Source organism: Streptomyces sp. NPDC053665 (genome assembly GCF_055585285.1).
The window spans coordinates 638720-651109 of record NZ_JBVJKK010000002.1 but is presented as its reverse complement, the minus strand read 5'-3'; the positions used below and the strand labels follow the sequence as shown (position 1 = coordinate 651109).

At 73.0% G+C, this 12390-nt stretch carries 13 protein-coding genes; 7 read left to right on the top strand and 6 right to left on the bottom strand.

Features of this window, described 5'->3' with window-relative positions; genetic code table 11:
* Positions 1 to 181 precede the first annotated feature (181 nt).
* Positions 182 to 1903 (top strand): 2-isopropylmalate synthase, encoded by a 1722-nt coding sequence (gene leuA, locus ACZ6ZN_RS10485; protein ID WP_469644921.1) that lies wholly within the window; start codon positions 182 to 184, stop codon positions 1901 to 1903.
* 186 nt (positions 1904 to 2089) lie between these two features.
* Positions 2090 to 2788 carry a TerB family tellurite resistance protein gene (locus tag ACZ6ZN_RS10480; RefSeq protein ID WP_398110416.1) on the top strand — a complete coding sequence of 233 codons (699 nt, stop codon included), beginning with the start codon at positions 2090 to 2092 and terminating at the stop codon, positions 2786 to 2788.
* 100 nt (positions 2789 to 2888) lie between these two features.
* Here the strand turns inward: ACZ6ZN_RS10480 and ACZ6ZN_RS10475 are convergent, their stop codons facing one another.
* The gene (locus ACZ6ZN_RS10475) at positions 2889 to 3821 is read right to left on the bottom strand and encodes a dihydrodipicolinate synthase family protein (RefSeq protein ID WP_469644917.1); all 933 of its coding nucleotides are present in this window, start codon (positions 3819 to 3821) and stop codon (positions 2889 to 2891) included.
* Positions 3822 to 4028: 207 nt separating this feature from the next.
* Here ACZ6ZN_RS10475 and ACZ6ZN_RS10470 point away from each other — a divergent pair, with 207 nt between their 5' ends.
* Positions 4029 to 4517 carry a protein-tyrosine phosphatase family protein gene (locus ACZ6ZN_RS10470; protein ID WP_469644915.1) on the top strand — a complete coding sequence of 163 codons (489 nt, stop codon included), beginning with the start codon at positions 4029 to 4031 and terminating at the stop codon, positions 4515 to 4517.
* On the opposite strand, the gene ACZ6ZN_RS10465 is transcribed toward ACZ6ZN_RS10470, so the two are convergent.
* Positions 4505 to 5992, bottom strand: coding sequence for an alpha/beta hydrolase (locus ACZ6ZN_RS10465; RefSeq protein WP_469644912.1), 1488 nt, complete (start codon positions 5990 to 5992; stop codon positions 4505 to 4507). The genes ACZ6ZN_RS10470 and ACZ6ZN_RS10465 overlap by 13 nt on opposite strands.
* 426 nt (positions 5993 to 6418) lie before the next feature.
* Here ACZ6ZN_RS10465 and ACZ6ZN_RS10460 point away from each other — a divergent pair, with 426 nt between their 5' ends.
* From ACZ6ZN_RS10460 to ACZ6ZN_RS10445, 4 genes are all read left to right on the top strand, one after another.
* Entirely contained in the window at positions 6419 to 6634 is a 216-nt protein-coding gene (locus ACZ6ZN_RS10460; RefSeq protein ID WP_451877171.1) for a hypothetical protein, read from the top strand.
* Positions 6635 to 6680: 46 nt separating this feature from the next.
* Complete coding sequence (recO, locus tag ACZ6ZN_RS10455; RefSeq protein ID WP_451877170.1) at positions 6681 to 7427, top strand: DNA repair protein RecO; 747 nt, start codon at positions 6681 to 6683, stop codon at positions 7425 to 7427.
* A gap of 45 nt (positions 7428 to 7472) precedes the next feature.
* Positions 7473 to 8303, top strand: coding sequence for an isoprenyl transferase (locus ACZ6ZN_RS10450; RefSeq protein WP_398110422.1), 831 nt, complete (start codon positions 7473 to 7475; stop codon positions 8301 to 8303).
* Between the two features lie 110 nt (positions 8304 to 8413).
* Positions 8414 to 9163 carry a YoaK family protein gene (locus ACZ6ZN_RS10445; RefSeq protein WP_469644910.1) on the top strand — a complete coding sequence of 250 codons (750 nt, stop codon included), beginning with the start codon at positions 8414 to 8416 and terminating at the stop codon, positions 9161 to 9163.
* Between the two features lie 31 nt (positions 9164 to 9194).
* Here the strand turns inward: ACZ6ZN_RS10445 and ACZ6ZN_RS10440 are convergent, their stop codons facing one another.
* Genes ACZ6ZN_RS10440 through ACZ6ZN_RS10425 form a run of 4 tightly spaced genes read right to left on the bottom strand, consistent with a single transcriptional unit; the run spans position 9195 to position 12338 of the window.
* Positions 9195 to 9611 carry a Fur family transcriptional regulator gene (locus ACZ6ZN_RS10440; RefSeq protein ID WP_398111472.1) on the bottom strand — a complete coding sequence of 139 codons (417 nt, stop codon included), beginning with the start codon at positions 9609 to 9611 and terminating at the stop codon, positions 9195 to 9197.
* A gap of 59 nt (positions 9612 to 9670) precedes the next feature.
* Positions 9671 to 10573: a metal ABC transporter permease gene (locus ACZ6ZN_RS10435; RefSeq protein WP_398111471.1), complete on the bottom strand. Its 903-nt coding sequence runs from the start codon at positions 10571 to 10573 to the stop codon at positions 9671 to 9673.
* Entirely contained in the window at positions 10573 to 11340 is a 768-nt protein-coding gene (locus ACZ6ZN_RS10430; protein ID WP_398111470.1) for a metal ABC transporter ATP-binding protein, read from the bottom strand. Before ACZ6ZN_RS10430 ends, ACZ6ZN_RS10435 begins: the two co-directional genes overlap by 1 nt.
* Positions 11341 to 11360: 20 nt before the next feature.
* Positions 11361 to 12338, bottom strand: a complete 978-nt coding sequence (locus ACZ6ZN_RS10425; protein ID WP_451877169.1) for a metal ABC transporter substrate-binding protein — start codon at positions 12336 to 12338, stop codon at positions 11361 to 11363.
* Positions 12339 to 12390: the final 52 nt, after the last annotated feature.

Sequence of the window (12390 nt, the reverse complement as noted above, 5' to 3'; positions counted from 1 at the left end):
ACTGATACGACCCCGCGCGCCGGAGAGGGCTCGGCTAGCATGCTGCGCATCATGCGTTTCGGGCTGCTTCTCCTTAGCTGCCGCGGCGAGGGCCTGTAGTCGAGGCCGACTCCCTCCCCGCGGAGCTTGGTGCTGCGTCGTCGGCCGTCCTTCCGGACACCCCTTGAGGAGCCACCGCATCATGGCGAACCGCCAGCAGCCCAGTTCCCTGCCGATCCACAAGTACGGCCGCTACGAGCAGGTCGACATCCCGGACCGCACCTGGCCGGACCAGCGCGTCACCACCGCCCCCCGCTGGCTCTCCACCGACCTGCGCGACGGCAACCAGGCCCTGATCGACCCCATGTCGCCCGCCCGCAAGCGCGCCATGTTCGACCTGCTGGTGAAGATGGGCTACAAGGAGATCGAGGTCGGCTTCCCGGCGTCCGGCCAGACCGACTTCGACTTCGTGCGCTCCATCATCGAGGAGCCCGGGGCCATCCCCGACGACGTCACCATCTCCGTACTGACCCAGGCCCGCGAGGACCTGATCGAGCGCACGGTGGAGTCGCTGAAGGGCGCCCGACGCGCCACCGTCCACCTGTACAACGCCACCGCCCCCGTCTTCCGCCGGGTCGTCTTCCGCGGCTCCCGGGACGACATCAAGCAGATCGCCGTCGACGGCACGCGCCTGGTCATGGAGTACGCCGAGAAGCTGCTGGGCCCGGAGACCGAGTTCGGCTACCAGTACAGCCCGGAGATCTTCACCGACACCGAGCTGGACTTCGCGCTGGAGGTCTGCGAGGCGGTGATGGACGTCTACCAGCCGGGACCGGGCCGCGAGATCATCCTCAACCTGCCCGCCACCGTCGAGCGCTCCACGCCCTCCACGCACGCCGACCGCTTCGAGTGGATGGGCCGCAACCTCTCCCGCCGCGAGTACGTCTGCCTGTCCGTGCACCCGCACAACGACCGCGGCACCGCCGTCGCCGCCGCCGAGCTGGCGCTGATGGCCGGCGCCGACCGCGTCGAGGGCTGCCTGTTCGGGCAGGGCGAGCGCACCGGCAACGTCGACCTGGTCACCCTGGGCATGAACCTGTTCTCCCAGGGCGTCGACCCGCAGATCGACTTCTCCGACATCGACGAGATCCGCCGTACGTGGGAGTACTGCAACCAGATGGAGGTCCACCCGCGCCACCCGTACGTGGGCGACCTGGTCTACACGTCCTTCTCCGGCTCCCACCAGGACGCCATCAAGAAGGGCTTCGACGCGATGGAGGCCGAGGCGGCCGCCAAGGGCGTCACCGTCGACGACATCGAGTGGGCCGTGCCGTACCTGCCGATCGACCCCAAGGACGTCGGCCGCTCCTACGAGGCGGTCATCCGGGTCAACTCGCAGTCCGGCAAGGGCGGTATCGCCTACGTCCTGAAGAACGACCACAAGCTGGAACTGCCCCGCCGGATGCAGATCGAGTTCTCGAAGATCATCCAGGCGAAGACCGACGCCGAGGGCGGCGAGGTCACGCCCAAGGACATCTGGGCCGTGTTCCAGGACGAGTACCTGCCGAACCCGCAGAACCCCTGGGGCCGCATCCAGGTCAGGAACGGGCAGTCCACCACCGACCGCGACGGCGTCGACACGCTCACCGTCGAAGCCACCGTCGACGGCCGGGACACCGTGCTGACCGGTACCGGCAACGGCCCGATCTCGGCCTTCTTCGACGCGCTCCAGTCCATCGGCATCGACGTACGCCTGCTGGACTACCAGGAGCACACGATGAGCGAGGGCGCCTCCGCGCAGGCCGCCTCCTACATCGAGTGCGCGATCGGCGACAAGGTCCTGTGGGGCATCGGAATCGACGCGAACACGACGCGCGCCTCGCTCAAGGCCGTCGTCTCGGCCGTCAACCGCACGACGCGCTGACCAGCCCTGGAGGGGATTCGAGGGCTCCGTCCGCCGTGGTCCGGCGGGCGGAGCCCCGTCGCATACCGGCCAATTGCTGTGAGGGTCACGGAAAGGTCTCCTCCGGGGTGCTGACTCCTCGTCCCGGATGTGGCTAACATCACGCAAGCGCGGCGACGTTGCCGCGCGGCGTGACGGAGGTGCGACGTGCTGCCAGGACGGGGACGAAACGGCCGTGCCGCCGGGCTTGCCCGCATCCTGGGCACCCGTACCGCGTGGACGGCCGCCGGTGACGGGGAGTTCTTCTGCCCCGGCTGCGGCGGTGACCGCAACTACCAGCGGCTGACCGGGCAACGGCGCTTCGCCGTGTGCGGTGTGCCGGTGCTGCCGCGCGGCGAGACCGGACCGGTGGTCGAGTGCGCCGCCTGCCGCCGCCACTTCGGCACCGACGTCCTGGACCACCCGACCACCACCCGCTTCTCCGCGATGCTCCGCGACGCCGTGCACACCGTCGCCCTGGCGGTGCTCGCCGCCGGGGGCGCCTCCTCCCGCTCGGCACTGGAGGCCGCCGTGCTCGCCGTGCGCGCGGCCGGCTTCGACGACTGCACGGAGGAGCAGCTGGCCGCCCTCGTCGAGGCGCTGGAGGCGGACACCGGCCGCATCACCGGCGAACCCTGCGGCGCGGGACTGGCCATAGAGCTCCACGAGGCCCTCGACCCGCTCGCCCCGCACCTGGCCACCGTCGGCCGCGAGTCCATCCTGCTCCAGGGCGCCCGCATCGCCCTGGCGGACGGCCCCTACACCCCGGCCGAGCGGGACGTCCTGGCCACCGTCGGGGCGGCACTGACCCTGTGCACGGACGACGTCACCCGGCTGCTGGCGGCGGCCGCGCGCACGCCGTCCTGACGTCCCGAAGTCCTGACGTCCTGACGTCCTGACCTCCGGCCCTTGCGCTCCTGAGCCCCCCGGGGCTCCCGGGCTCGTGGCGGGAGGGCGGAGGAGCGCCTCAGAGCAGTCCGGCCGCTTGCAGGTGCCGGGCGACCCGCTCCACCTCGTCCGGCGACAGCGGCACCTGCGGTTCCGCCGTGACGGGGCAGTCGATGACGCCCCGCAGGTGCAGGGCGGCCTTGAAGGCGCCGATCGCCGAGGAGTTCGGGCCCATGCGGGCGGGGTCTCCCGCCGACACCAGACCGAACAGGGCGCACAGGCGCTCCTGTTCGGCCCGGGCCCCCGGGAGATCACCGGCGCGGTGCAGCCGGTCCAGGCGCACGTAACCGTCCGGGTCGACGTTGCCGAGGCCGGGCACGGCCCCGTCGGCGCCCATCGCCAGGGCCGCGTCGACCAGGAGCTCGGAGCCGGTCAGCACGCTGAACCCGGAGGCCGGCCGGTGGTCCCGGACCCCGGTGACGACCCGGCGGAAGGCGGCCAGGTCGCCGCTGGAGTCCTTCAGCCCGGCGAGCACGCCGTCCGCGGCCAGTTCCAGGATGACCTCCGCCGGCAGCCTCGTGTGGACGGCGACGGGGATGTCGTAGGCGAGGACGGGCACCGGGCTCGCCGCCGCGACCGCGCGGTAGTGGCGGGCGATCTCCGCCGGGTGGGTGCGGGCGTAGAACGGGGCCGTGACGACGACGGCCTGCGCCCCCGCCGCCGTCACCGCCGCGACGTGGCCGAGGACACGGGGCGTCGTCATGTCGATCGCCCCGGCCAGCACCGGCACGTGCCCGCCCACGTGCGCCGCGACCGACTGGACGACCAGGGTCCGCTGGGCGTCCGTCAGGTAGGCGGCCTCGGAGGTCGAGCCGAGCACGAACAGCCCGTGCACCCCGGCGGCCACCAGGTGGTCGACCAGCCTGAGCAGCGACGGGACGTCCACCTCGCGGTCCGGTGTCAGGGGTGTGCAGACGGGCGGGACGACGCCGGTCCACGGGGCGTTCGGCATGGGGCCTCCATCGGGTCGCGTCGGTGGACGGGGTCCGGGGCCGGCCCGTCCTCACCGGCACGATGGTGGCAGGTCCGCCTCCGCTTCGGCTGTAGGTGAACCGGCTTGCCGGGCCCGGCCGGTGGGGCTGGGATGGTCCCAGCGGGAGCGGCGGGAAGCGGCGGGAAGCGGCGGGAAGCGACAGGGGCGAGGGACGGAAGGGGCGGCGTGGACGGGACGGACGACCTGTGGGACGAGAGCGGCGCCGGTGTCCTGCGCCTGCCCTCCGGCCGTCTGGTCCGTGGCCGGGGCCTGCGCCGCCCGCTCGATCCGGCCGCCCCCGCTCCCGCCTTCGGCCTGTACCTGCTGGGCGGACCGCCACCGGAGGTCCCCTGGGAGGCGGACTGGATCCGCTGGCCGGACTTCCGCCTCCCGGCGGACCGGGCGGCGGCCCGCACCGCACTGACCCGGGCGTGGCAGCGGTCCGCGGGCGAACGCGTGGAGATCGCCTGCGCAGGCGGCCGTGGACGCACGGGCACGGCCCTGGCCTGCATCGCCGTGCTGGACGGCGTCCCCGGCCCGCAGGCGGTGGCGTACGTCCGCCGCCACTACGACCGCCACGCGGTGGAGACGCCCTGGCAGCGGCGCTACGCACGCCGGTTCGGCGAACCCTCCGGGGCCCGCCGGACCGGACACGGGCCGGGTCAGCCGCAGTAGAGATCGGCCGCGGGACGCTTCCCCGTGGCCAGGAAGCGGGAGACCGTCCGGTCGCCGCAGGCGTTGCCGTTGGCCAGGTAGGCGTCGTGGCCGGTGGAGTTCACCGTGACCATCACGGCCCGCTGCCCGAGGGCCCTGCGCAGCCGGAGGGCACCGGCCAGCGGGGTGGCGACGTCGCGCTCGTTCTGCACGAGCAGGATGTTCGAGGGGCCGCGGCCGGTGATCCGCACGGCCGGTTCCTTCGGCGCGTACGGCCAAGCCGCGCACGCCATCGGCCCGCGCGGCATGCCCGCGGTCAGCGGATGCCTCGCCCGGCTCTCGTCGACACCCTTCCGGTACGCCGCGGCGGAGTCCGGCCAGTCGACGTCGTTGCAGATCGTCCCGACCCCGACCGCGGTGACGTTCTGCAGCACCGGCTCGGGAGGGGTGTCGGGCACGGGCGGCACGGTGCCCCGGCGCGCGGCGAGGATCGCCCGGGCCAGCACCGGGTAGTCGTCCGGGTCGTAGAGGCTCGACAGCATGGTCTGGCGCAGGGCGTTGCCGTCCAGCCGGGGCGGGTTGGCACCGGGCCAGGGCAGGGGGGCGCGGTCCAGGCGTGCGGCGAGGCGCAGGAAGCCGGAGCGCACCCGGGCGGGGGTCCGGGCGACCCGCAGCGGGTTGCCCGGCCGGGACGCCCACGCGGCGAACTCGGGGAAGTTGTCCTCGACGCCCGTCTCGAAGGCGGCGAGCCAGCCGCGGGTGACGCGGGTGGGATCGGGGTCGTTGTTGCTGTCGAGGACGACGCGGTCGGTGCGGTGGGGGAACAACTGGCTGTAGACGGCGCCGACGTACGTGCCGTAGGAGACGCCCCAGGCGGAGATCCGCTCCTCCCCGAGGGCGGCCCGGACCCGGTCCAGGTCGCGGGCCTCGGCGGCGGTGCCGAGGTGCCGGATCAGGTCGCCCCCGGCCCGGGCGCAGGCTCCGGCCGTGCGCCGCGCCGTGGCCATGTTCTCGTCGAGCGACCCGTCCGGGCCCGGCCAGGGCAGGAGCTTGGTCGGCCCCAGGTCGGCGCGGTCGAGACCGCAGTCGACGGCGGTGGAGGGCGCCATGCCGCGCGGGGCGAATCCGACCAGGTCGTAGGCGTCGCGCACCTTCTGCGGGAGCTTCTGGCCCTTGCCGGACGGGTCGGACAGGCTGTCCCCGCCGGGACCGCCCGGGATGAGCAGCAGGACCCCGCGCCGGGCGGAGGGCTTCTCGCTCGGGATCCGGGAGACGGCGATCTCGATCTGCCGCCCACCGGGATCGGAGTGGTCCATGGGGACCGCGACGGTGGCGCACTGCTGCCGGGGGTGGAGGCCGGGCCCCTCGCACGGGGTCCAGGTGAGGGAGCGGGATCGGGCCGGGGCGGCGGACGACGCCGACGGGACGGCGAGCCCGAGCAGGACGGCACAGGCCGCGGCCGACGAGGCGATGCGCGTGAGCTGTTTCCTGTTCATGCCGGGAGCCTGACACCGGATCACCCCTGCCGAGGATGCGGCCAACTCCCTTGTCGCGCAGGGGGTTTACCCCCCGGCCGGGGTGGGGGGCGCCGCGCCGGAGACCTGTGCGGCGGCGTGCGGGGCGCAGGGCACAGACCGTCACCGAGTATAGGTGCTGAGCGTCACCGGGAGGACGCGAAGAGTGAAAACGCGAGGGGGAGGGGAGCACGGTAAAGCCAGGTCAGCGGCGCTCGGCGCCACAGAAGCGGAGGACGCGGTGAAGGAATTGCGGGCCGTACTCGCCGGGGCCGGAAACAGCCGGCCGTCATGGGGCCCCGACCCGGTGGGTTTCGCGCGGAAGGCGCCCTGGACGCTCCCCGGAACGGCCCCCGGGAGGGACCGGACCACCTCGTGCGGCGTCCGTCGGCCCACGGCGGTGCCGCGATGAGGCCCCCGGTCGGCGCGCACGTCGTGGACACCCGCAGCGAGCGCATCGGCATCGTCATGGGGCACGAGGGGCCCTACGTCCAGCTCAGGCCGTACGGAGGCGGCCGGGAGTGGGACGCCGACCCCCGCGCCGTCCGGCACGCCACCCCGGCCGAGCGGCTGAGCGCGGCGACGGCCCACGCCAACGCGCGCAGCCGGGGCGAAGTCCCTTGACCCACCTCACGGCCCGGGGGGTGCGCGCGTAGGCGAGAATGGGCGCATGAGTCTGTTCCGCGACGACGGCATCGTGCTGCGCACCCAGAAGCTGGGTGAGGCGGACCGGATCATCACGCTGCTCACCCGCGGTCACGGGCGCGTACGGGCCGTGGCGCGCGGCGTGCGCCGGACCAAGTCCAAGTTCGGCGCACGCCTCGAACCGTTCTCCCACGTCGACGTGCAGTTCTTCGCCAAGGGCAGCGAACTGGTCGGCCGCGGGCTGCCGCTGTGCACCCAGAGCGAGACCATCGCGCCCTACGGCGGCGGGATCGTCACCGACTACGCCCGCTACACCGCCGGCACCGCCATGCTGGAGACCGCCGAGCGGTTCACCGACCACGAGGGCGAGCCGGCCGTGCAGCAGTACCTGCTGCTCGTCGGCGCCCTGCGCACCCTGGCCCGGGGCGAGCACGCCCCGCACCTGGTCCTCGACGCCTTCCTGCTGCGCTCCCTGGCCGTCAACGGGTACGCCCCGACCTTCGGCGACTGCGCGCGGTGCGGGATGCCCGGACCCAACCGCTTCTTCTCGGTCGCCTCGGGCGGATCCGTCTGCGCGGACTGCCGGGTGCCCGGCAGCGTCGTACCCTCGCCCCAGGCCCTGGAACTCCTCGGCGCGCTGCTGACGGGAGACTGGGAGACCGCGGACGCGTGCGAGGCGCGCCACGTCCGGGAGGGCAGCGGGCTGGTGTCCGCCTACCTGCACTGGCACATGGAGCGCGGCCTGCGCTCGCTGCGCTACGTCGAGAAGTAACAAGCGAGAAGTGACAAGCAAGCAAGCCGAGGAGACGAGACACACATGGCCGTACGCGGGATCCTGGGACGCCAGCGCCGCGAGTACAGGACGCCGGAGCCGCACCCGTCCGGCGCGCGGCCCCCGAGGCTCGGGGAACTCGTGCCGCAGCATGTGGCGATCGTCATGGACGGCAACGGACGCTGGGCCAAGGACCGCGGCCTGCCCCGCACCGAAGGGCACAAGGTGGGTGCCGAACGCGTGCTGGACGTGCTGCAGGGCGCCATCGAGATGGGCGTGGGCGCCATCTCCCTGTACGCCTTCTCCACCGAGAACTGGAAGCGGTCGCCCGACGAGGTGCGCTTCCTGATGAACTTCAACCGGGACTTCATCCGCAAGACCCGCGACCAGCTCGACGAACTCGGCATCCGGGTGCGCTGGGTGGGCCGGATGCCCAAGCTGTGGCGCTCGGTGGCCAAGGAGCTCCAGGTCGCCCAGGAGCAGACGAAGGACAACGACCGGCTGACCCTGTACTTCTGCATGAACTACGGCGGCCGGGCCGAGATCGCCGACGCGGCCAAGGCGCTCGCCGAGGACGTCAGGAGCGGCCGGCTCGACCCGTCCAAGGTCACCGAGAAGACCTTCGCCAAGTACCTGTACTACCCGGACATGCCGGACGTGGACCTGTTCCTGCGCCCCAGCGGCGAGCAGCGCACCTCCAACTACCTGCTGTGGCAGAGCGCCTACGCCGAGATGGTCTTCCAGGACGTGCTGTGGCCCGACTTCGACCGGCGTGACCTGTGGCGGGCCTGCCTGGAGTTCGCCTCCCGGGACCGGCGCTTCGGCGGGGCGATCCCGAACGAGGAACTGCTGGCCATGGAGGGCAGGCAGCCTTAGGCCCACCCGGCCCGCCGCAGGTCGTCGCCCCTGGGCCGCGTGGTGCGTGCGGCCGCGTGTCCGGGGCGTGCGTCCCGCCGGGGGCGGGCCCGGGTGTCCACACTGGCCGCATGCCCGATGCCTCACCTGCTCTCGCGAGCGACACCCGGCGGGTGGCCGTCATGACCGTCCTCACCGTGCTGGCCGGGGCCGTCGACGCCGTCAGCTTCCTGACCATGGGGAAGGTCTTCTGCGCCCTGGCCACCGGCAACGTGCTCTTCCTGTCCTTCGCCCTCGCCGGGGACGGGGACATCCCGGTGGCGCGGCCCGTCACCGCCATCGGGGCGTTCGTCGCCGGAGCGGCCCTCGCCGCCCTCGCCCTCAAGGCGGTGGCGGACCGGGGGCGGGCCTGGTTCCCGGCCGGGCTGGTGTGCGAGGCCGTGCTGCTGGTGGCCGCCGGTGCGGTGGCGCTGTGGCGGCACGGCACGCAGGCCGCCGCCGACGCCGGCCAGGACCACGCCGTCATCGCGCTGGTCGCCCTCGCCATGGGGGTGCGGGCCTCCACCGCGCTGCGCGTGCACGTGCCGGGCATGCCGACGCTGCTGAGTCAGACGGCGATCGCCGAGCTCGTCAACGACGTGCTGAGGCGCCCGCGGACGGCGCTGCGCGGGGTACCGGTGAAGCAGCGGCTGGCGCGCACGCGCTGGACGGCCACGGTCGGCGGCATCTTCGCCGGTGGGGTGCTGGGCACGCTGCTGCTGGTGCCGCTGGGCACCGGGCGGGCGCTGCTCGTCATCGCCGCAGCCGTGCTGCTCCTCGCGGCGGTCACGTCGGCACTGCCGGCACGGGCCGGTAGCGCCGAGGGTCCCCGGGGTTCCTGAGGTCTCCGGTCTCCGGTCGCGGCGCGGCTGCCTACTTCGCGGCCGCCGCGCACTCCGCGCAGGTGCCGAAGATCTCCACCGTGTGGGCCACGTTCACGAAGCCGTGCTCGGCGGCGATGGCCTCGGCCCACGACTCCACGGCCGGGCCCTCCACCTCCACGGCCTTGCCGCAGCCGCGGCACACGAGGTGGTGGTGATGGTCGTCGGTGGAGCAGCGGCGGTAGACGGACTCGCCGTCGGCCGTGCGCAGGACGTCGACCTCGCCGGCGTCGGCGAGGGACTGCAGGGTGCGGTAGACCGTGGTGAGCCCGACCGAGTCGCCCTTGTGCTTGAGCATGTCGTGCAGTTCCTGCGCGCTGCGGAACTCGTCGACCTCCTGCAGGGCCGCCGCCACGGCGGCCCGCTGCTTGGTGGCGCGGCCCTTCACGGACGGTCCAGCGGTCGTCACCGTTGCCTCCTCACGTCTGCCTTGCCCGGGCCATTGTGCCAGCCCGGTTGCGGGGGCGGTCAGACGCCGACCTCGTCGGTCGCCTGACGGCTGCCCGGGATCGCGCACTCGGCGGGATCGGCCGCACCGAGCGCGGCCGCCCGGGCCCGGGCGCGGCGGCGTGCCAGCGGGGTGGCCAGCGCCGTCAGCACCACGAACGCGCCGATGGTCAGCAGCACGATGGTCGCCCCCGGCGGCACGTCCTGGTAGTACGAGGTGACGGTGCCGCCGATCGTCACGCTCACCCCGATGGCCACGGCGATCACGAAGGTCGCGGCGAAGCTGCGGGCGATCTGCTGCGCGGCCGCGACGGGCACCACCATCAGCGCGCTCACCAGCAGCAGGCCCACCACGCGCATCGCCACCGTCACCGTGACGGCCGCGGTGACCGCGGTCAGCAGGTTCAGCACGCGCACCGGCAGGCCCGTCACCCGGGCGAACTCCTCGTCCTGGCTGACCGCGAAGAGCTGCCGGCGCAGGCCCAGCGTGACCAGCACGACGAAGGCGGCCAGCACGCAGATCGCCGTCACGTCCGACGCGGACACCGTCGACAGCGAACCGAACAGGTAGGACGTCAGGTTGGCGTTGGAGCCCGTCGGCGCGAGGTTGATGAACATCACACCGCCGGCCATGCCGCCGTAGAAGAGCATCGCGAGGGCGATGTCGCCGCGGGTCCGGCCGTACCAGCGGATCAGCTCCATGAGGACCGCGCCGAGGACGGAGACCAGGGTCGCCATCCACACCGGGGACCAGGTGAGCAGGAAGCCGAGGCCGACGCCGGTCATCGCGACGTGCCCGATGCCGTCGCCCATCAGGGCCTGGCGGCGCTGGACCAGGTAGATGCCGACCGCGGGGGCGGTGATGCCGACCAGGACGGCGGCGAGCAGGGCCCGCTGCATGAAGGCGTAGTCGAGGAAGTCCATCAGCTCAGCAGTCCCGTGCGGATCGGTTCGGCGCCCGCCGGTGCGTGCGGGTGCACGTGGTCGTGGCCGGGCAGGGCGTGCTGCCCGACGGCCTTCGGGGGCGGCCCGTCGTGCACGACGCAGCCGTCGCGCAGGACGACCGCCCGGTCGATCAAGGGCTCCAGCGGGCCCAGTTCGTGCAGGACGAGCAGCACGGTGGTGCCCTGCGAGACCTGCTCGGTGAGCGTGTGCGCGAGGACCTCCTGGCTGGCCAGGTCGACGCCGGCCATCGGCTCGTCCATGATCAGCAGTTCGGGCTCGGAGGCCAGGGCACGGGCGATCAGGACGCGCTGGTGCTGGCCGCCGGAGAGGGCGTCGACGGGGTCCTTGGCCCGGTCGGCCATGCCGACGAGCTCCAGGGCACGCCGTACGGCCGCGTGGTCGGCCTTGCGCAGCACGCCGAAGCGGGCCCGCGACAGGCGGCCGGAGGACACCACCTCGGTCACCGTGGCGGGCACGCCGCCCGCGGCCGTGGTGCGCTGCGGGACGTAGCCCACGCGGTGCCAGTCGCGGAAGCGCGCGCGGTCGGTGCCGAACAGCCGGATCTCGCCGGCGCCGGTCTGCACCTGGCCGATGATGCTGCGCACGGCCGTCGACTTGCCCGAGCCGTTCGCGCCGAGCAGCGCGACCACCTCGCCGCTGCGCACGGTGAGGTCGATGCCGCGCAGCACGGGGCGTGAGCCCAGGTCCGCGCGGACCCCGCGCAGGGATACGACGGGCTCGCTCATGCCGTCCTCCGATGGGTCGATCACTTGGCGCCCAGGGCCTTCTGCAGGGCCTTGAGGTTGGATTCCATGACCTGGAAGTAGTCGTCGCCGCGGGACCTGTCGGTGATGCCCTCCAGTGGGTCGAGGACGTCCGTCTTCAGGTTCGCGTCGCGGGCGAGGGTCTTCGCGGTCTTGTCGGACACCAGTGTCTCGTAGAAGACGGTGGTGACGCCGTCGGCCCTGGCCTCCTGCTGGAGCTCCCTGACCCGGGCGGCGCTGGGCTCGCTCTCGGGGTCGACGCCGGAGATGGCCTCCTGGGTGAGGCCGTAGCGCTCGGCGAGGTAGCCGAAGGCGGCGTGGTTGGTGAAGAAGACCTTGCTCCGGGTGTTCTTCAGGCCGTCCTCGAAGTCGGTGTCCAGGGCGTTCAGCTTCTCGACGAGGGCCGCGGTGTTCTTCTCGTAGTCGGCCGCGTGGTCGGGGTCGGCCTTCTCGAAGGCCTTGCCGACGCCCTTGGCGATCTCTGCGTACTTGACCGGGTCGAGCCAGACGTGCGGGTCGCGGCCGTGCTCGTCCTCCTCGGCGTGGGCTTCCTCGGAGTGGCCCTCCTCGGCGTGGCCCTCCTCGCCCTCGTGGCTGTGGCCGCCGGTGCCGTGGTCCTCGAGGTGGGTGAGGCCGGCCGCGTCGATCTTCGTCTCGATGCCGGTCTGGGCGACGGCCTCGTCGACGGCCGGCTGAAGACCCTTGAGGTAGAGCGCCGCGTCGGCCTCCTCGAGCTGGGCGCGCTGCCTGGTGCTGATCTCCAGGTCGTGCGGCTCCTGGCCCGGTTCGGTCAGGCTGGTGACGTGCGCGTGGTCGCCGCCGATCTGCTCGGCGAGGAACGCCATCGGGTAGAAGGAGGCGACGACGTCGAACTTGTCCGTGTTGCCCGTCGCCGCGCTGTCGCTGGAGCAGGCGGTGAGGGCGCCGAGGCCGAGAGCGGAGGCCAGGGCGGCGGGTATGAGGCGTCGTCGTACGTTCATGACAGTCATTTTCAACAAATATGGAAACCGTTGTCAACAAACGCCCTCGCCA

Bases quoted from the DNA above. Each gene is read 5' to 3' on its own strand.
- ACZ6ZN_RS10450 (WP_398110422.1), top strand. From the start codon at position 7,473: ATGGCCGTACGCGGGATCCTGGGACGCCAGCGCCGCGAGTACAGGACG.
- leuA (WP_469644921.1), top strand. From the start codon at position 182: ATGGCGAACCGCCAGCAGCCCAGTTCCCTGCCGATCCACAAGTACGGC.
- ACZ6ZN_RS10465 (WP_469644912.1), bottom strand. From the start codon at position 5,992: ATGAACAGGAAACAGCTCACGCGCATCGCCTCGTCGGCCGCGGCCTGT.
- ACZ6ZN_RS10435 (WP_398111471.1), bottom strand. From the start codon at position 10,573: ATGGACTTCCTCGACTACGCCTTCATGCAGCGGGCCCTGCTCGCCGCC.
- ACZ6ZN_RS10475 (WP_469644917.1), bottom strand. From the start codon at position 3,821: ATGCCGAACGCCCCGTGGACCGGCGTCGTCCCGCCCGTCTGCACACCC.
- ACZ6ZN_RS10430 (WP_398111470.1), bottom strand. From the start codon at position 11,340: ATGAGCGAGCCCGTCGTATCCCTGCGCGGGGTCCGCGCGGACCTGGGC.
- ACZ6ZN_RS10445 (WP_469644910.1), top strand. From the start codon at position 8,414: ATGCCCGATGCCTCACCTGCTCTCGCGAGCGACACCCGGCGGGTGGCC.
- recO (WP_451877170.1), top strand. From the start codon at position 6,681: ATGAGTCTGTTCCGCGACGACGGCATCGTGCTGCGCACCCAGAAGCTG.
- ACZ6ZN_RS10425 (WP_451877169.1), bottom strand. From the start codon at position 12,338: ATGAACGTACGACGACGCCTCATACCCGCCGCCCTGGCCTCCGCTCTC.
- ACZ6ZN_RS10460 (WP_451877171.1), top strand. From the start codon at position 6,419: ATGAGGCCCCCGGTCGGCGCGCACGTCGTGGACACCCGCAGCGAGCGC.